This window comes from Streptomyces sp. NPDC000410 (assembly GCF_040300305.1).
Lineage (GTDB): Bacteria > Actinomycetota > Actinomycetes > Streptomycetales > Streptomycetaceae > Streptomyces.
The window spans coordinates 121,385-137,442 of sequence record NZ_JBEPDM010000016.1; the positions used below are offsets into that span (position 1 = coordinate 121,385).

Annotated in this window: 17 protein-coding genes; 10 read left to right on the plus strand and 7 right to left on the minus strand. The window is 70.1% G+C overall.

The genetic code is table 11. From position 1 onward, the window contains the following. Positions 1-193 precede the first annotated feature (193 nt). The 3 genes from ABT342_RS18780 to ABT342_RS18790 all read left to right on the plus strand — a co-directional run bounded on the left by ABT342_RS18780 (position 194) and on the right by ABT342_RS18790 (position 3,207). Complete coding sequence (locus ABT342_RS18780; protein WP_351574562.1) at positions 194-1,450, plus strand: vanadium-dependent haloperoxidase; 1,257 nt, start codon at positions 194-196, stop codon at positions 1,448-1,450. 494 nt (positions 1,451-1,944) lie between these two features. After that, positions 1,945-2,607: a lysophospholipid acyltransferase family protein gene (locus tag ABT342_RS18785; RefSeq protein WP_351574564.1), complete on the plus strand. Its 663-nt coding sequence runs from the start codon at positions 1,945-1,947 to the stop codon at positions 2,605-2,607. 69 nt (positions 2,608-2,676) lie between these two features. Then, positions 2,677-3,207 carry a GNAT family N-acetyltransferase gene (locus ABT342_RS18790; protein ID WP_351574566.1) on the plus strand — a complete coding sequence of 177 codons (531 nt, stop codon included), beginning with the start codon at positions 2,677-2,679 and terminating at the stop codon, positions 3,205-3,207. 255 nt (positions 3,208-3,462) lie between these two features. On the opposite strand, the gene ABT342_RS18795 is transcribed toward ABT342_RS18790, so the two are convergent. After that, complete coding sequence (locus ABT342_RS18795) at positions 3,463-4,467, minus strand: GlxA family transcriptional regulator (RefSeq protein WP_351574568.1); 1,005 nt, start codon at positions 4,465-4,467, stop codon at positions 3,463-3,465. Positions 4,468-4,570: 103 nt separating this feature from the next. On the opposite strand from ABT342_RS18795, the gene ABT342_RS18800 reads away from it, so the two are divergent. Next, complete coding sequence (locus tag ABT342_RS18800; RefSeq protein ID WP_351574571.1) at positions 4,571-5,209, plus strand: HD domain-containing protein; 639 nt, start codon at positions 4,571-4,573, stop codon at positions 5,207-5,209. Between the two features lie 450 nt (positions 5,210-5,659). Here ABT342_RS18800 and ABT342_RS18805 read toward each other — a convergent pair whose 3' ends face one another. Continuing rightward, positions 5,660-6,601 (minus strand): AraC family transcriptional regulator, encoded by a 942-nt coding sequence (locus tag ABT342_RS18805; RefSeq protein ID WP_351574574.1) that lies wholly within the window; start codon positions 6,599-6,601, stop codon positions 5,660-5,662. An 82-nt stretch (positions 6,602-6,683) separates the two neighbouring features. Between ABT342_RS18805 and ABT342_RS18810 the strand changes: the two genes are divergently transcribed. The 3 genes from ABT342_RS18810 to ABT342_RS18820 all read left to right on the plus strand — a co-directional run bounded on the left by ABT342_RS18810 (position 6,684) and on the right by ABT342_RS18820 (position 9,094). Then, entirely contained in the window at positions 6,684-7,517 is an 834-nt protein-coding gene (locus ABT342_RS18810) for a Rossmann-fold NAD(P)-binding domain-containing protein (RefSeq protein ID WP_351574577.1), read from the plus strand. 381 nt (positions 7,518-7,898) lie between these two features. After that, positions 7,899-8,429, plus strand: a complete 531-nt coding sequence (locus ABT342_RS18815) for an SMI1/KNR4 family protein (protein ID WP_351574580.1) — start codon at positions 7,899-7,901, stop codon at positions 8,427-8,429. Positions 8,430-8,692: 263 nt separating this feature from the next. Continuing rightward, positions 8,693-9,094, plus strand: coding sequence for a GNAT family N-acetyltransferase (locus ABT342_RS18820; RefSeq protein ID WP_351574583.1), 402 nt, complete (start codon positions 8,693-8,695; stop codon positions 9,092-9,094). A gap of 295 nt (positions 9,095-9,389) precedes the next feature. Here ABT342_RS18820 and ABT342_RS18825 read toward each other — a convergent pair whose 3' ends face one another. Next, the gene (locus ABT342_RS18825) at positions 9,390-10,115 is read right to left on the minus strand and encodes an alpha/beta fold hydrolase (protein WP_351574586.1); all 726 of its coding nucleotides are present in this window, start codon (positions 10,113-10,115) and stop codon (positions 9,390-9,392) included. A gap of 1,070 nt (positions 10,116-11,185) precedes the next feature. Here ABT342_RS18825 and ABT342_RS18830 point away from each other — a divergent pair. Further along, on the plus strand, positions 11,186-12,007 hold the full coding sequence (locus ABT342_RS18830) for a hypothetical protein (protein WP_351574589.1): 822 nt from the start codon (positions 11,186-11,188) through the stop codon (positions 12,005-12,007). Positions 12,008-12,049: 42 nt separating this feature from the next. Here ABT342_RS18830 and ABT342_RS18835 read toward each other — a convergent pair whose 3' ends face one another. The 4 genes from ABT342_RS18835 to ABT342_RS18850 all read right to left on the minus strand — a co-directional run bounded on the left by ABT342_RS18835 (position 12,050) and on the right by ABT342_RS18850 (position 15,067). After that, positions 12,050-12,271 (minus strand): isochorismatase family protein, encoded by a 222-nt coding sequence (locus ABT342_RS18835; RefSeq protein ID WP_351574592.1) that lies wholly within the window; start codon positions 12,269-12,271, stop codon positions 12,050-12,052. A gap of 241 nt (positions 12,272-12,512) precedes the next feature. Next, on the minus strand, positions 12,513-13,232 hold the full coding sequence (locus tag ABT342_RS18840) for a hypothetical protein (RefSeq protein WP_351574594.1): 720 nt from the start codon (positions 13,230-13,232) through the stop codon (positions 12,513-12,515). A 363-nt stretch (positions 13,233-13,595) separates the two neighbouring features. Continuing rightward, positions 13,596-14,255, minus strand: coding sequence for a formylglycine-generating enzyme family protein (locus ABT342_RS18845; RefSeq protein ID WP_351574596.1), 660 nt, complete (start codon positions 14,253-14,255; stop codon positions 13,596-13,598). Positions 14,256-14,497: 242 nt separating this feature from the next. Next, positions 14,498-15,067: a TetR/AcrR family transcriptional regulator gene (locus tag ABT342_RS18850; RefSeq protein ID WP_351574598.1), complete on the minus strand. Its 570-nt coding sequence runs from the start codon at positions 15,065-15,067 to the stop codon at positions 14,498-14,500. A gap of 103 nt (positions 15,068-15,170) precedes the next feature. On the opposite strand from ABT342_RS18850, the gene ABT342_RS18855 reads away from it, so the two are divergent. Next, on the plus strand, positions 15,171-15,611 hold the full coding sequence (locus ABT342_RS18855) for a DoxX family protein (protein ID WP_351574601.1): 441 nt from the start codon (positions 15,171-15,173) through the stop codon (positions 15,609-15,611). After that, the coding region (locus tag ABT342_RS18860; RefSeq protein ID WP_351574604.1) for an ABC transporter transmembrane domain-containing protein at positions 15,608-16,058 on the plus strand (451 nt) is incomplete at its 3' end. The genes ABT342_RS18855 and ABT342_RS18860, both read left to right, overlap by 4 nt.

Sequence of the window (16,058 nt, forward strand, 5' to 3'; positions counted from 1 at the left end):
CAGGTGGGCGCATCGACGGATCGCCACGCGGACGCGACCCGGGACACGCCGCGTCACGCCAAGCCGCTTCAGGTGGATGCCTCACTGCTCCCGTCGGGCTTCGCCCGGCTTCCGCGAACGTGGAGTGCAGGCGAACGAACGGTCCTGACGCGAGCAGACACGGGCAGAGGCGTACGCTGAAGGAGTGTCCGTGATGTCCCCGGGATCGCTGACCGTCCGCCACGCCGTGGTGGCCCTCGGGGCCGCCGCACTGCTGACCACCGGCGTCACGGCCCCGTCGGCCGCCGACACGGCCGAGCAGGGGCCTGCCTCCGTGGCGCTCGAGTGGTACGACACCACCGCCGAGACCGTCGCGGCCGCCGGCGCCCCGACGCAGATCACCAACAACCGCACCTGGGCGATCAGCTGGCTGGCGGCGGCACGCGCCACCCGGGCGGTCCCGCGTGGCGTGGACCGCGCCGACTACCAGGAAGCCGCGCTGGCCTCCGCGGTGCACCGCGCCCTTGTCTCGCTCTCCCCGGCGCGCACCGAGCAGTTGGACGCGGCGTTGCGGAAGACCCTGGAGCGGATCCCGGACGGCCCGGCCGAGGACCAGGGAGCGGCCGCGGGTGAGCGGCAGGCCCGGCTCGCGCTGGCCTCCCGGAAGGGCGACGGCCTCGACCCCGCGTCGGTGGACGCCCCCTTCACCGTGCGGGCCGCCGCGCCCGGTGTGTGGCAGCCGACGCCGCCGTCGTACAGCCCGGCCGCAGGGGCCGGAAGCCGTCTGGCGCGGCCTTTCGTCCTGAACTCCGCCGGCCAGTTCCGGCCCGGGCCGCCGCCCGCGCTGGACTCCGGTCGCTACAAGGCGGATCTCGCGGAGGTACGGGCGTACGGCGCCGCCGACAGCACCGTGCGCACCGCCCGCCAAACGGAGACCGCGCAGTTCTGGTCCGGCTCCTTGCTGACGCTGTACACCGAGCCGCTGCGGGTCGCCGTGGACCGGGGACCCCGCTCGGCGGCGGAGCGGGCCGAGCTCGTGGCGCTGTTCCATGTCACGCTCGTCGACGCGCAGATCGCGATCTCCGACGGCAAGTACACCTACCAGCGCTGGCGTCCCGTCACGGCCATTCGCACCGGCGACATCGCCCCGGACGCCAAGTGGACGCCGCTGAACATCACCCCCGCCTCCCCGGACCACCCGAGCGGCCACACCACGTACGCGAGAGCGGCGGAGAGCGTCCTCAACAGCCTCGTGGGGCCGCGCACGGCGCCGTACGAGCTGACCAGCTACACCGCGCCGGGCGTGACCCGTACATACACCGACTGGCACCGGATCACCACGGAGAACGTCGACGCACGGGTCTTCTCCGGCGTCCACACCCGCTCGGCGGACGAGGCGGGAGTGAAGCTGGGCAAGGCCGTGGCCGGTTACGTGCTGCGGCACACCGACGGACTGCTGCAAGCACTGTGAGCCGCGGGCTGAGTAAGGGGGGATTCCCGGCACGGGCGCGGGGTCGGATTCGATCGCTTTCCCGAGCTCGGTTCCGACGCCAGGCGTTCCTGGCGTCGCCGAACCAGTCCGGTAGTTGCGGCGCCTCACCGCGAGTCAGCTGCAGCAGGCCAACGACCCCGCGGAACCCATGCTGCATTGCTGAACGCCAAGCGAGCGTTGGCCGGCCTCGAGTATGTGGTAGTTCCGGAAGAATTGCTGGACCGATGACGACGGGCCGAGCCGGCCGCCATGGAACGTCCCAGGTCTGTCAGGGGTGCTCCCACCCTCCCCGGCACCTCCCGGATCAGGCTGCCCTCAACTTCACCACCCTGCTGCGACAGGGCAGCGGCGTAGGTATCGATCCCCTACTCGATCGAACAACGCCTCATGGTGCATGAGTGCGGCTACTCAGGCCCTGAGCGCTCCCACAGCCGACGATGAAGATCAACATAGTCGAGCTCGGGAGACCTAACATGCTCAGCCGCCTCGCCGACGTCCTGGTGCCCGCTGTCGGACGCCTCACGATCACCGCCGACGCGGGCGCCGAACTCGCCCCCGGCAGCATCATCGCCGCGAACCACACCTCGCTCGCCGACCCCGCCATCGTGCTCGCCGCGCTGCACCGCCTTGGGACCCGTCCGGTCGTCATGGCGGCCGCCGGGCTGTGGCGCGTCCCGGTGCTCGGCCGCGCGCTCGCACGCGAAGGGCACATCCCCGTCCACCGCGGCGACCGACGCGCAGCGAACGCCCTGGACGAAGCAGCCGAGGCGCTGGAGCGGGGACGCCTGATTCTGATCTACGCCGAGGGCGGTCTCCCGCACCGGACAGACGCCGCGGAAGCAGCGCCCGAGCCTTTCCGCAGCGGGTTGTCCCGGCTTGTCCAGCGAACCGGGGCCGCGGTGGTGCCCCTGGGCCAGGCCGGCGCCCGTCGGGTCACCTCGGGAAGCGTGCCCAAGCAACTCGCTGGCCTGGTCACGGCGCCGCTGCGCCGCCCGGAACTGCATGTGCACGTGGGGGAACCACTCGAACTGACAACAGATGGCGCAGCCTGGACCGAGCGGGCACACACCGCGGTGACGGCCGCCTGGCGCACGGCCGCCGCACAGCTCGGCGAACCCGCCGCCCTCGCCGCTTAGGTCAACGGCGTCCTCGACGTCCCGCGGAATCCGATGGTGCAACGCGGCTTCGGCGTCAAGAATCGGCGGATGCATGAAGTGAAGCTGTCCGACGGGATCATCACTCTGTCGCCGCTGCGCCTGGACGATGTGGAGGCGCATCTCACGGGGGAGGATGAGCTGCTGGTGCGTTGGCTCAACGGTGGTCCGGGCACGCGCGCGGGTGTCGCAGCGTACTTCCGGCACTGCTGGGAACAGTGGAACACCGCCGGTCCGCTCCGCGCTTTCGGCATCCGGGTGGGCGCCGACGAGGCGCTCGCGGGGACGATCGACCTGCGGTTCGCAGGAGAGGGCTTGGCTCCCGGCCGGGTCAATGTCGCCTATGGCCTCTATCCGTCTTGGAGGGGGCGTGGCCTGGCTACCCGCGCGGTCCTCCTGGCGTCCCAGTACGCGGCCACTGAGGGCGGGGAAGAAGCGGTGATCCAGGTCGATCCGGCGAATCCCGCATCCGCTGCAGTGGCCCGGCGGGCAGGGTTCACCCCCGGCGAGCAGGCGCACAGCAACGACGCCACACGGTTCGACTGGTACATCCGGGACCTGCGTCGCGACGCACCCCAGTGACGACCAGCAATTACGGGACACCCCTCAGGGGAGGGTTGTCTCGTCGGCCGCTGGCATCGCGGCGCAGGGCTCACCTTGTGCTACGAGCTGGACCACGCCGACCCCGGCCGAATGGAACGCACGGATTCTCCACTTGCCCGCTGGCAGGGCGACCCGGACGGGCGCCCCTCGCCTGATCATGTGCTTCTCCCGGTTTGAGTGAGGGCCAGGACCGCGAGGCCATCGCGCCCGTCCACGAGAACTGGCGGAGAGCCTCTATTCAGACCCTGGGCTGTCCATCGTGCCCTTGGCGGTGGGGACCACGGTCCGGATCGTGCCGGTGGTGCCGAAGCGCTGGCGAAAGGCGGTGGGGTTGATGCCGAGGTGGCGGACGAAGACGCGGCGGAGGGTTTCGTCGCTGCCGAGTCCGCTGTGCCGCGCCGCCGAGGTGACGCTGTGCCCGTCGAGGAGGAGCTGTTGGGCGCGGTCGAGACGGACCCGCTCGACCCAGCGGGCGGGGGTGGTGCCCAGCTCGGTGTGGAACAACCGGGTCAGGTGCCGGGGACTGACGGCCGCGGCGCGGGCCATGGACGGCAGATCGTGATCGGCGGCCGGGTCGGCCAACACGGAATTGATCAGGGGACGCAGCAGGTCGTTGCGCGGGGGCGGAGTGGTGGCCGTGGTGAATTGTGACTGGCCACCCGGACGCTGAAGGAACACGACCAGTTCGCGTGCGATGCGGCGGGCGGCATCGGGCCCGTGGTCGTCCTCGACGAGGGCCAGTGTCAGGTCGATGCCCGCGCTGATGCCCGCGGAGGTGATGAACCGCCCGTCCCGGACATGGATCGCGTCCTCCTCGACGCGTACCTGGGGGTGACGGCGGGCGAGGGTGTCGGCGTGCCGCCAGTGAGTGGTCGCCCGGCGCCCGTCGAGCAGACCGAGTTGGGCAAGGACGAAAGCGCCTGTGCACACCGAGGCGACCCGCGTCGCCCGCGAGGCCACGGTGCGGGTCGTCGCCAACAGCTCCGCATCCACCGGCTGCTCGGTCAGGCGATCACCCCCGGCCACGAGCACGGTGTCGATCCGGCCGGCTGCGGCTGCCGTCACCGTGCTGCTCAGAGGCATTCCGGTCGAGGTCGTGACCTCCCCGCCACACGGAGAAATCAGGATCAGGTCGTAGTGGTGGTCGAACCGGCCCGCCTGGTGCAGGACCTCCGCGGGGCCGCTGACATCCAGCATGGTCACGCCGTCGAACACCACGAAGCCCACGCGATGCGTCATGTCTGAATCTGTGGTTTCTCTGGCAGGAAGGACATGGCCGCCATGGTACGTGCCCGGCGACCCTGGGACTCGGCCCGTTGAGACGAGGAAATGGAGAGACATCGTGAGCGAGACGATTGCGGGAGTGCGGATCCCGGACAGTGCTCTGGCGCGGGAGGCGACCGAACTGGTCCGTGAGGCGGCCTCATCGCTGCTGTTCGACCACTCCCGGCGCGTGTTCCTCTGGGGCGCGCTGCGCGGGCGCGAACAGGGGCTTCGGTTCGATCCGGAGCTGCTGTACGTCGGGGCGATGTTCCACGACCTGGGGCTGACCGAGCGGTTCCGCCGCACCGACCAGCGTTTCGAGATCGATGGTGCGGACGAGGCACGGCGGTTCCTGCATGCCCACGGCATCACCGGCGAGGAGGCCGACCGGGTCTGGACGGCGATCGCCCTGCACACCACGCCGGAGATCCCGTTGCACATGGCGCCCGAGATCGCCCTGGTCACCAGGGGAGTGGAGCTGGACGTGCTGGGCATCGGCTACCACACGGTCTCCGACGAACAGCGCACAGCCGTGGCGGAGGCCCACCCCCGCCCGGACTTCAAGAACCGGATCCTGGCCGCGTTCGCCGAGGGCATCGAGGACCGCCCCGAGACGACGTTCGGCAACGTCAAGGCCGACGTACTCGCCCACTACGTGCCCGGGTTCGTCCGCGGCGACTTCGTCGAGATCATCAAGAACTCCGCCTGGCCCGAGTAGCCACCGAGCCCTCGCTGGACGAGGACGACCATCGACGCCACAAGCACGGCGACGACGACGTCATCCAGCCCGGCGTCCGCCGGTTCAACCCCGTGCCACCGGCACGCCTCCTCGGTGCCGCCGGGGGCGGTGAAGGCGTGGGAGAGGCGGATGTGGGTGTTTCTGCTCGTCGTGGGTGAGCCGTGTGGCGGCCCGTGCGCTGGTGTCGAGTCGCTCCATGAAGGCGTTGGCTGCCTCGACGGCCTGGCGTGCCTGCTCGGGCTGGTGGGCGAGGGCGTGCGCGCGGGCGGCGACGGGCTGGGGGCAGTCGAGGAGGGGACGGAGCTCCGAGGTCCTGCTCGCTCACGCCCTGGGGTATCCGTCCGCCGACGCACACACCGGATCGGTATGGTCCGCCCGCCTGGCCGCCGCGTGGGGCTGGGTCGGTCGTCGGGTCGGCGGCCCTCGCGCTCACTGCGCCGGCGCGTTGCTGCGATGCTCCTGCGGGCTGATGCCGTACACCCGCTTGAACGCCGAGCTGAGGGCGAACCCGCTGCCGTAGCCGACCTGCCGGGCGACGACGTTCAGCGTGGCGTCGGACTGGCGCAGCAGGTCGGCGGCCAGGGCCAGGCGCCACTCGGTCAGATAGGTCATCGGCGGCGTACCGACGGCGCTGCGGAAGCACTCGGCCAGCGTTGCCCGTGACACGCCGACCTCGGCCGCGACCCGCTCCAGCGTCCAGTCGTTCGCCGGGTCCTCGTGGAACAGGCGCAGTGCCTCGCCGGCCACCGGGTGGGTGTGGGCCCGGTACCAGGCCGGGGCCTCGGTCCCGGGCCGGTCGAACCACGCCCGCAGCACCGAGATGAGCAGCAGGTCGAGCAGGCGGTCGAGCATGACACCCTGAGCGGGCCCCTGTTTGGTGGCCTCTTTGGTCAGCACCGGGATGAGGGTCGAGTCCCATGTGTCGTCGGACACGACCAGCAGCGGCGGCAGCACGTCGAGCAGGCGCTGGCCGACGGCGCCGACCTCCTCGTACACGCCGAGCAGCATCTGCACCGACCCGTCGGGGTTGCTTCCCCACGTACGCACCCCCAGCGCCATCCGCTCGCGCAGATCGACGCCCTCGGGCGTGACGCACCGCTGGCCGGGGTGCACGATGACCTGCGGCGGTGTCGCCGCCTCGTCGCTCATCACGTAGGGGTCCGGCCCACGGACGATGGCGACGTCCCCCGGGCGCAGCAGCACGGGCTCGCCGTGGTCCGGCTCGACGCGCGCTTCGCCGCTGAGCATGACGGCGAGGCACAGAGGTGATCCGTCCTGGACCCGGATCGACCACGGAGGGTCCAGCACGATACGGAGGAGGAAAGCGCCGCTGGCCCGCGGCCCCTCGAGTAGCCCTGCGAGTGCGTCCACCCGACCGAGAGTAGACGATCGATTATGGATCCTGGCATCTCGGCCATGGACCGTCCAGATTGGTGCCGTTCAGACTGCAGGTATGACAACAAACGAGCACACGACGTTGGTTCTCGGTGGTACCGGCCGGGTCGGCCGCCGGGTGACGAAGCGGCTGATCGAGCGAGGCGTTGACGTGCGGGTCGGCTCCCGCGCAGGCAAGCCCCCGTTCGACTGGGAGGACCCCTCGACCTGGGCCGACGCCGTCGTCGGCGTCCGGTCGGCCTACCTGATGTACTACCCCGAGGTCGAGTGGCCCGGCGCCGGCGACGCCATCGCCGCCCTGGCCCGGCTGGCGGTCGACGCCGGCGTCCAGCGCCTGGTCCTGCTGTCCGCCCGCAACCAGGACGAGGCCGTCCGGTGCGAGGACGCCGTGACGAGCCTCCCGGTCGAGTGGACCATCGTCGCCCCGGCCTCGTTCAACCAGAACTTCGACGAGGGCGTGTTCCGCGAACCGCTGCGCCACGGCGTACTGGCCCTGCCCGCCGGTGACAACGCCGACCCGTTCGTCGACGCCGACGACATCGCCGACGTCGCGGTGGCGGCCCTCACCGAGGACGGCCACGTGGGCGAGCGCTACGAGCTGACGGGCCCCCGCCTGTGGACCTTCGCCGAAGGCGTCGACGAGATCGCCCGGGCGACCGGCCGCGCTCTGCGCTACGAGCCGATCACACGGGACCAGTTCGCCGACGCCATCGTCAACGACGGCGCCCCGCGCGACTTCGCCGATCCGCTGGCCACGCTCATCTCCGAGTTCTTCGACGGCCGCAACAGCTCACTGGCCGACGGCGTCGAGCGCGCCCTCCACCGCAAGCCCCGCGACTTCGCGGACTGGGTGGCCGAGATCGCCCCCACCGGCGTGTGGGACGCCGCTTAGCGAGCGGCCCCGGTGATGCCTGGCGGGGGTGGCGGGGGTGGCGGGGGCGGCCGACCAGGCGCGGCCGGCGCTCATGGCTGGAACGGTGGAAGGCAGACAACGGTCAGCGTGGCGCAGGCCCTACCTGTGACCTCGTTGAACCACGGCGACGGCTTCATCCCGACCGTTTCCGTGTCACGTAGGCACATACCGCCGAGGGCCTGCGGGAGATCTGCTTCAAGGACCGCGCCGCCGAGCTGACGGCCGCCTGGTGGAGTTCATCGAGTTCGACCTGGAGACCGCGCCGGATCCCAGCCGACTCAAATCGTTGGAAGCGCCCGTGAAGCCCTATAGATCGGTCTAGACCGTCAAGCCGGTCGGCTGAGTCCATAGGATGAGTTCGTGGCTCGGTTTGATGAGGTTAAAGCGACGTTCTGGGACGAGGGCCTGTACGGGGTTCAGTCGCCCTTGACGGACGCGGTCGTTCAGGATGCCGAGCGTCGGCTCGGTGTCCGTCTGCCGGCTTCGTTGCTGGAGATCCTGCGGGTCCAGAACGGTGGCCTGGTGGCGGATCTGTGGAACGCGTTCCCGACCGATGTGCCGACGTCGTGGAGCGAGAACCATGTTCCGCTCGACGACATGATGGGCATCGGTCGTCACGACGGCCAGTTGTCATTGCTGGACTCGCCCTACTTGGTTGAGGAGTGGGGGCTTCCTTCACCTCTGGTTCTGCTTTCCGGTGATGGTCACTGCTGGATCGCTCTCGACTACCGGGCATGCGGAGAGCACGGGGAGCCGACCGTGACGTGGTTCGACAGGGACCGGGATGCGGAGATCCCACTGGCCGCGGACTTCCGCACGTTCGTCGAGCGGCTGACTGCGGCCGCGTCGTTCGACCTCGATGACGCGGACGGCAGTCGATCAGCGTCCTGATCGCCGGAAGGCACAGGCATCGGTGCTGCCGCGCACAGGTGCGCGAAGGACGCTTCGGATCGAAGCCGGTCGGGGTTGTCTCCTACGGTGATCAGGAACTGGCCGCCTGTCTCAGTGCCCACTCCGGGCGGGGCGACGAGGCCGGCGCAGCCCTGACGACGAGGGGAGCGAGGTCCGCGTCGGCCTCTTTGACCGCTTGTTGGAGCGCTTGGCAGCGCCGGGCCGGCCTGCGGATTGCGGTCTTGGCCGCGCAGGCCGGGTCGGTGACTTCCACGGAAGCCTGGATACCGGCCCTGTTCCCGGTGGCCGAGGACGAAGCCGGCAAGCTCGTCGGCCACGTCCTGTGCTCCTGGGGCCGGATCGGCGCCACCCGGGTCCCCGACGTCAGCCTGCTCGGCGTGCTCCCTGGCCACCGGCGACGCGGTGTCGGTTCCGCCCTGGTCCACGATGCGCTCGCCGCCTCGGACGCCCTCGACGCCCCGCTGGTCGTGGTGCTTGGTGACCGCGACTTCTACGGCCGCTTCGGCTTTCGCCCGAGCACGGACTTCGCCATCGCCGGTCCGGAACCTGGCCGGGGCGACCTCTTCGAGGTCCGGACCCTGGCCGCCTACCAACCCTCCGTGCAGGGTGAATTCGCCTACCCCGAAGCCTTCCGAAGCTCATGACGCCGTCGGCGTCAACGTGTCGCGCACCGACGCCTGGAAGCAATCCTCGACGCGCCAACGGATGCAGGCCACCCGGACCAGCTCCGACAGGGCATCTCGGTGTGCGGCTGTGGTTGATCCGGCCCCTGGCGGAGCAGGTAACGGCCCCGGCCGCGTTGCGGCGCTCGGGGGCCTGGGCGCGGGTGCAGGGCGGTTCTGCCGACAGCGCGGGGGTGGTGTGACCGCACGGATCGGACACGCCGGCGGTGCGCACCAGGCTCTCCCAGTCGGCCCGGCCGACGCGGGACGGGGCGAGTCATCGTCGAGGGGTGGGGAGGGTGGAGATGGCGATCCGGCCCAGGAGAGCGGCAAGTTGCCGGGGCATGGAGAGGAACGGCGAGTGGCTGCTCGGCAGTCGGTGGACGGAATCGGCGCGCGTGGCGAGCTCGCGTTGCCGGGACGGTTCGAGCGCCTGGTCGCGGTCGCAGACGACGTAGCTGGAGGGTATGGTGCGCCATCCTGCCGTGGTCACCCGCTCCGTGAAGGACCGGACGCTCTGCGGGCGCAGCCGGGCCACGGCACGGTCGGCATCGGCCTCGGGCACGTCGTCGAAGAGTATCCGCCGGGCGTCCTCGTACGGCGGGGCGTGGCCCGTGCCGTCGTCCGGCACGGGCGTTCCGAGGAACGTGAACATGCTCTCGCCCGCGTCCAGTTGGAAACCGGCGAGGTACACAGCCCGTACCACGTTCGAGGCATCCGCGATGGCCTCCGTGGTGGGGACGCCGCCGTAGGAGTGTGCGATCACCACCACCGGGCCGTCGATGCGCCGGAGGCTGTCCCGGACGGCGTCCGCGTCGTCCAGCATGCCCACCGGGCGGGCGTAGTCGTGCCGGCCGGCCGGGGGATTGGCGCTGGGCAGGTCGACGGCGTGGGACCGCCAACCGCCGGCGTCGAGCTCGGTGCGTACGGGGTCCCAGCACCAGGCTCCGTGCCAGGCTCCGTGGACCAGCAGGAAGGTCGGCCGGTCGATGTCAGCGTTCATGTGCGGTACCTCCGTTGTCCGAGCCGCGGATGGCGGAAGACTGTGGCGCCAAGCGGGCCGCCCCGCCCATGGGTCGCGGGCCGAGTGGCCGCACTCAGGACTCCCGACGATACTGCGCGGCCCCTGCACCATCGGCGGCCGGTTCGCACGTCCGGGGTCGTCGGCTCGTCAGCATGATCAACCGGACCAGTACTCGCCGACAGCCCACCGCCAGGCGGGTGCGGGAGCGCGGACGGGTCGCTGCCGTTCCAGGCCCGTGCTGTCACCGCTGCGTATTCGAACAGCGAGGTCGTCGCCGATACGGCTCCGCCCGCGGGCGGTGAGGGCACGGCCGTTTGTTCTCGTCAGCGGCATGCGGCTGATCAGGCGGGCGAGCGGGGCACCGGATGCCAGGACGGTTGCCCGGCGAGGGACGAGGACGATCGTGTGGGCCGCTGTGGCGGACGATGAGGTGCACGGCGTGGCCCGACCCGGGCAGTTGTGGGCGGCCGGCGCCGGGTGGCCAGGTCGGGGCGCATCGCAAAGCTCCCGATCCGCGGTCCAAGGGTCCGTCTGCCATGCAGAAGCTTCCTGCGGCGTTGGGTGCGGCAGGAAGCCGAGGAAGACCTGACGTTGCCCTGTTTGGTTCTTTGGGCGAGATGGGTGAGTGAGCTGGCGCAATTCTGGTTGTGGTGGTGAGGGTGGGGGTGGGGGTGCGGAGCGGCAGGGCGGAGACGGAGGGATCGGCGATGGATGCTCGGAAGCCGTTGCCGGATGACGACGACGGGCTGGGGAACACGGTGGACGGAGCGGTGGGGAAGGCCACCGGCCTGCGCCACGGGAGGACGAAGGCTCAGCAAGGCGTGAGCCGTGGCCGTGAGGAGGCTGAATAGCCCTTGGCCGAGGTGCAGCGAGAGGCGGACGACCGGTCCGACCAGGACGACGACGCCTCGATCCGGTGAACGCCGGGCCGCTGGGGGCGCGGGACTGGTTCGCCAGTTCAGCCTTCCCACTGATCAACACCCTGCACCTCCGGCATCGAGGGCCCCGGCGCAGGAACTCAAGCATGTCCACTGAGCAGGGAGTCCGGCATGACGGGCGGCAAGTCGCGGTTCGACGACATCTACGACCGGCCGGACCCGCGCGCGTACTTCACGCGGCTGGCTCCGCTGGAGTACGAGATCCCGCACCACGCCCAGCCTGTCTTCCGGCAGGTGGCCGCAGAACGGGCCGCGCTCGACGACCGTCTGCCCGGTGGGCCCGCGGTGCTGGACGTGTGCTGCTCGTACGGCATCAACGCCGCCCTGCTCAATCACGATGTGACACTCGCGGATCTGTACCAGCGGTACACGTCCGAGGCGGCCCGGAAGATGTCGACGACGGAGCTGGCCGCGTGGGACAAGGAGTTCTACGCCACGCGGCGTCGCCCGGACGCGTTGCCGGCGTACGGTCTGGACGTCGCCGCGCCGGCGGTGCACTACGCCCAGCAGGTCGGCCTGCTGGATGCTGCCTTCACCGACGACCTGGAGCAGGGGCCGCCCGGCCCGCGTCTGAGCCGCGCGCTGCAGGACGTCGGGCTGATCACGCTGACGGGCGGTGGCAGCTACATCACCGACCGGACGTTCGCCGGTCTGCTGGGCGGCGCACGGCGCCCCGTGTGGGTGTGCGCGTTCGTGCTGCGGACCGTGTCCTACGACCCGGTCGTACGGACACTCGCCTCGCACGGCCTGCGCACCACCATGGACACCTCCCGCAGCTACCCGCAGCGACGGTTCACGGACGAGCGGGAGCGACGGTTCGCGATCGAGGCGGTGCGGGCACGTGGCGGCGATCCGGCCGGACGGGAGGAGGACGGCCGCTTCCACAGCGTGCTGTACGAATCCCGACCGCCGCGCATGTCCGAGGGATCGTGAACCGGAAGGGTGCACGGCTTCGGATTTCTGGCGAGCGGTGCGTCACTGCGTCAGGGTGCGTACGGCTCTTGCGGCGTCCGTTACGAGTCCGCAGCGGGCGGCCGTGCTGCGCAGGGCCGCAAGGTGGGTGGGGGAGTCGAAGTCGGCGGCGGCGTCGGCGACGAGGAACGGCTGGATGCCGTGCATGAAGGCACCGGCGCAGGTCAGCACGCAGCCGATGAGGATGAGCTGGTCCCGGCCTGAGGAGGTAGTTCCGCACGACATGCCTGACTCACGTGAGTAGGCCCACGGGGACGCAGGGAAGGGAACGGCATCGACTTCACTGCTGTCGGCATCATTCTGGGCATCACGTTATTCGGCGCCCTCACCCGGCCATGGTGGAGTGGACACGGTTCGACGGATGACAGCACCCCGCACCGCAGCCTGACGCGCGGCGCGCGCCGTAGGTGTGGTCGCGGGGGCTGTTGTCCGCCGTCCCAGCTGTACCGGCCGCTGACGGGGAGGGTCAGCTGGTGGGCGCCTGGTACAGGCCGCGTCCGGCGCGTTGGGCGCGGGAGGTGGCGATGAGACGGTCGAGAGTGCTGCGGACGGTGTTGATGTCGCCGGTGCTGTTGTCGCGGCCGAGGGCCTCCGCCACGTCCCTGGCGCGCAGCGGGCGGTCGGCATTGCGGGCCAGGACGGCCATCACTTGCTCGGTGAGACTGCCGGTGTCCTGAACGCTGTCAGAGGGCGTGTTGGCCGATGACTGCTTGGTCTGCGTGGCTGTCTTGGCGGTGGCGGCTTTGGCCGCCGGGCGGGGCTTGGCCGACGTGTCCGCCGACTTGGCTGCGGCCTTCTTCGTGGTGCCGGTGGTGGTCTTGCGGGCCTTGCGAGGGGTCGCCGTCTTCTGCGGTGTGACGGCAGGCTCGTCGGTGGCAGCAGCGTCGGCCGTGGTCGGCTCGGGTTCCGGAGTGGTCTCGGCGGGAGCGGCAGGCTCGCTCGAGACCGAGGCCGTTTCGGCGCTGGGGCTGTCGCCGGTGTCGGCCTCGGGGACGCGAGGCTGCGGGAAAGTGGCCGACAGGGCGCTCAGTGCCGTCAAGGCGCCGCGGACCGATTCCAGACGCTCCGAAACGGTGGCAAGTTCGTTCTGGAGTGCCTGCTGGTGCTTCTCAAGCCGAGGAAGCTCTGCCTGGAGCAGGGCAGTTGTTGCGTCGATGCTGTTCGCTGGAGTGGCTGCCGCTGTCATGGTGGGCTCCTGAGAAGTGGGGGCGGGCAACTGGATGCGCTCGCTGTTGTGTCTGCAGAGTACGGCTGTTGCCCAGCAGGTGGCACGTCACCTCGTCACCTCGCCACCTTGTCAGGAGTTGGGCGCGTCACTGGCATCGGCAACCCACCAGGTCAAACACTCCTTCAGGCGGACGGGGTCCCGGGCAGGGTACCCGTAGTCGTACGCCGGATCGAGTTACTCTCCCTGACGCTGAACCTGCTCGACCTTGCGCCGTGACGCACGCAACCGCACCACGTGGGGGCGCACACAGCACGACCCTCACGAGTGATCACCCGATCCGACGTCACGCCCGAGGTGCCGAACAACCCAGCAACGCGGCTGTCACGGCCGAGGCAGCGGTGTGGAGCGCGCGAGGCGGAATCCCACGTCGTCGATCCGGAAGGTCGGGTGGCTGCGCCGCCGCACCGACGCCCGGCAGCTCCAGTGCTCGTCGGCCCATCCACCACCACGGAGCACGCGATAGGCGCCGTACACCTCGGCGTCGTAGACGTCCCAGCACCAGTCCCACACGTTGCCCAGCATGTCGTACAGGCCCCAGGCGTTGGGCTGCTTGCCGCCGACAGGATGGATCCGACCTTCGGAGTTGCCCTGGTACCAGGCGACCTCGTCGAGTTGGCCGTACCGCGGGCCGACGGTACCCGCACGGCAGGCGTGCTCCCATTCCGCCTCGGTCGGCAGCCGGTACCCGTCTGCGGAGGTGTCCCATTCGGCGGTCTCGGCATCGACGCACAGGCGATACACGGGCGTCAGCCCCTCGCGTTGGGACAACGCGTTACAGAACTGGACCGCGTCCCACCATGAAACACCCTCAACCGGCAGCCGCTCGCCTTGGACGCTGCTCGGCCGTCGGCCGGTGACTCGTGCATACGAGGACTGCGTGACCGGGAACGCCGACATCTCGAACGGCGCGACCTCGACCGGCCAACTGCTCCTCGTCCGCCGGTCCGACAGTGTCACCCGTCCCGACGGGACGGCCACCATCTCAATCCCTGCCCCCGCATCCACAACGGACCACCCTACCTACCGGCCTCTTCCCACCGCTCCACCGATCTCTCTGAAGAGATCTGAGCAGGTGGCGGAGTTGTTGTCGCTGGATCGGTGCCCAGCGCCTCCGAGATGTGCCTGCTACAGCGCGGCGCGCACATGAGTGGCCCCGCGGCTGATCGCACGTTCGACGACGCCGACACCCGCGCCGCCGCCACCCCCTGAGGCAATTCCCTTGATCAATGCGTCGTGCCGAAGAAGAGCTTGATCAGCGAGCGGGCCAGGGTCTCCGGATCACCGTGGGCGGTTTCGGGCAAGGCGCCGCTCAGCCACAGGCTGGCGAAGCCGTGAGCCAGTGACCAGGCGGCGATGGTGGTCAAGCGGTCTTGACCCGGACTCGGCGACAGCCTGCCGGCGCTGGTGGCGAGTACATGGGCCGCGCGCTCACGAGTCGTATTCACGCTGGGATCATCCACGCGGTACAACTCCGGCCGGAACATCACCTCGAAGTAGGGCCGATGGCCGATGGCGAAACGGACATAGGCAACTCCGACTTCCAGCGTGTCGTCGGCCGCCTGCTCCAGGCTGTCGGCGAACACTTCGAACCCCTCGGCCGCCACGGCCGTCAGCAGTCCCGTCTTGTCGCCGAAGTGGTGGGCGGGGGCGGCGTGCGAGACGCCCGCGCGTCGGGCCAGCTCGCGCAGGCTCCATCCGGTCGGGCCGGATTCCGTGATGGCCTCGAGAGCGGCGTCGATGATGGCGCGCCGCAGGTTGCCGTGATGGTAGGCCGTCTGCTTGATCTGCCTCATCTCCGAGCCTTCCGTGATCGATGGTGCCACGCCCACCCTATCTTTCCGTTGACAAGATGGCGAGTGTCCGTCAATCTTTTCGCTGACAAGATTGGAGAAGGAAATGGTTCCGTTCATCGCCCTGATCGGCGGCTTCGCCGTCTTACGGCTGGTCGGCCTGGTCGGCATCGACATGCTGGACGGCTGGCAGCCCGCACTACGGGGAGCTCTCGCCTTGATGTTCGTCGTCACCGGCGTGCCGCACTTCCTGCCCTCGTGGCGCCGCGACTTCGTCGCGATGATCCCCGCGGTGTTCCCGCAGCCGGCGCTGCTGGTCACCATCACCGGAGTACTGGAGCTGGCAGGCGCTGCCGGGCTGCTGATCCCGCCCCTGGCGCCCTGGGCTGCGATCGGGCTCGCACTGCTCATGGTCGCCATGTTCCCGGCCAACGTCTCGGCCGCCCGCCGGGGCCTCACCCTGGCCGGGAAGCCCGTGACCCCACTGCCGACCCGCATCGCTCTGCAGGTGCTGTTCATCGCCGCCGTCATTGCCGCGGCGCGATGACCGCCACCGGCTTCGCTCAGGCCAAGGATCAGTCCACACCGCCGTCGGATGCCCACCCCGAAACGGGACAGAGCGCGATGCGGTTGTTACGTCCGTATGGATGGCGCTTTGCGGCCGTGGTGATTTTGCAGGTGGTGGGTGCTGTCGTGGGTCTGGCGCCGTTGCTGGCGGTTGCGGAACTGGGGCGTGTGCTGTTGTCGCCGGGGCCGGTTGATCGTGGTCGTGTCTGGTGGGTGGTGTTTGTGGGTGTGGCCGGGTTGTTCGTCCGGTTGGTGTTCACGGCCGCGTCGTCGGGGGTTGGGCATGTTCTCGATGGCCGGGTGCAGTTGTCGTTGCGGCGGCAGTTGGCCGCGGGGTTGGGGCGGGTGCCGATGGGCTGGTTCTCCCGGCGTCGTGCCGGTGAGCTGGCGAAGGTGGTGGGGGAGGATGTGAGCGCGGTGCATCCGT

Bases quoted from the DNA above. Each gene is read 5' to 3' on its own strand.
- ABT342_RS18810 (WP_351574577.1), top strand. From the start codon at position 6,684: ATGACAACAAACGAGCACACGACGTTGGTTCTCGGTGGTACCGGCCGG.
- ABT342_RS18830 (WP_351574589.1), top strand. From the start codon at position 11,186: ATGACGGGCGGCAAGTCGCGGTTCGACGACATCTACGACCGGCCGGAC.
- ABT342_RS18790 (WP_351574566.1), top strand. From the start codon at position 2,677: ATGCATGAAGTGAAGCTGTCCGACGGGATCATCACTCTGTCGCCGCTG.
- ABT342_RS18835 (WP_351574592.1), bottom strand. From the start codon at position 12,271: ATGTCGTGCGGAACTACCTCCTCAGGCCGGGACCAGCTCATCCTCATC.
- ABT342_RS18785 (WP_351574564.1), top strand. From the start codon at position 1,945: ATGCTCAGCCGCCTCGCCGACGTCCTGGTGCCCGCTGTCGGACGCCTC.
- ABT342_RS18825 (WP_351574586.1), bottom strand. From the start codon at position 10,115: ATGAACGCTGACATCGACCGGCCGACCTTCCTGCTGGTCCACGGAGCC.
- ABT342_RS18795 (WP_351574568.1), bottom strand. From the start codon at position 4,467: ATGACGCATCGCGTGGGCTTCGTGGTGTTCGACGGCGTGACCATGCTG.
- ABT342_RS18855 (WP_351574601.1), top strand. From the start codon at position 15,171: ATGGTTCCGTTCATCGCCCTGATCGGCGGCTTCGCCGTCTTACGGCTG.
- ABT342_RS18850 (WP_351574598.1), bottom strand. From the start codon at position 15,067: ATGAGGCAGATCAAGCAGACGGCCTACCATCACGGCAACCTGCGGCGC.
- ABT342_RS18780 (WP_351574562.1), top strand. From the start codon at position 194: ATGTCCCCGGGATCGCTGACCGTCCGCCACGCCGTGGTGGCCCTCGGG.
- ABT342_RS18840 (WP_351574594.1), bottom strand. From the start codon at position 13,232: ATGACAGCGGCAGCCACTCCAGCGAACAGCATCGACGCAACAACTGCC.
- ABT342_RS18845 (WP_351574596.1), bottom strand. From the start codon at position 14,255: ATGGTGGCCGTCCCGTCGGGACGGGTGACACTGTCGGACCGGCGGACG.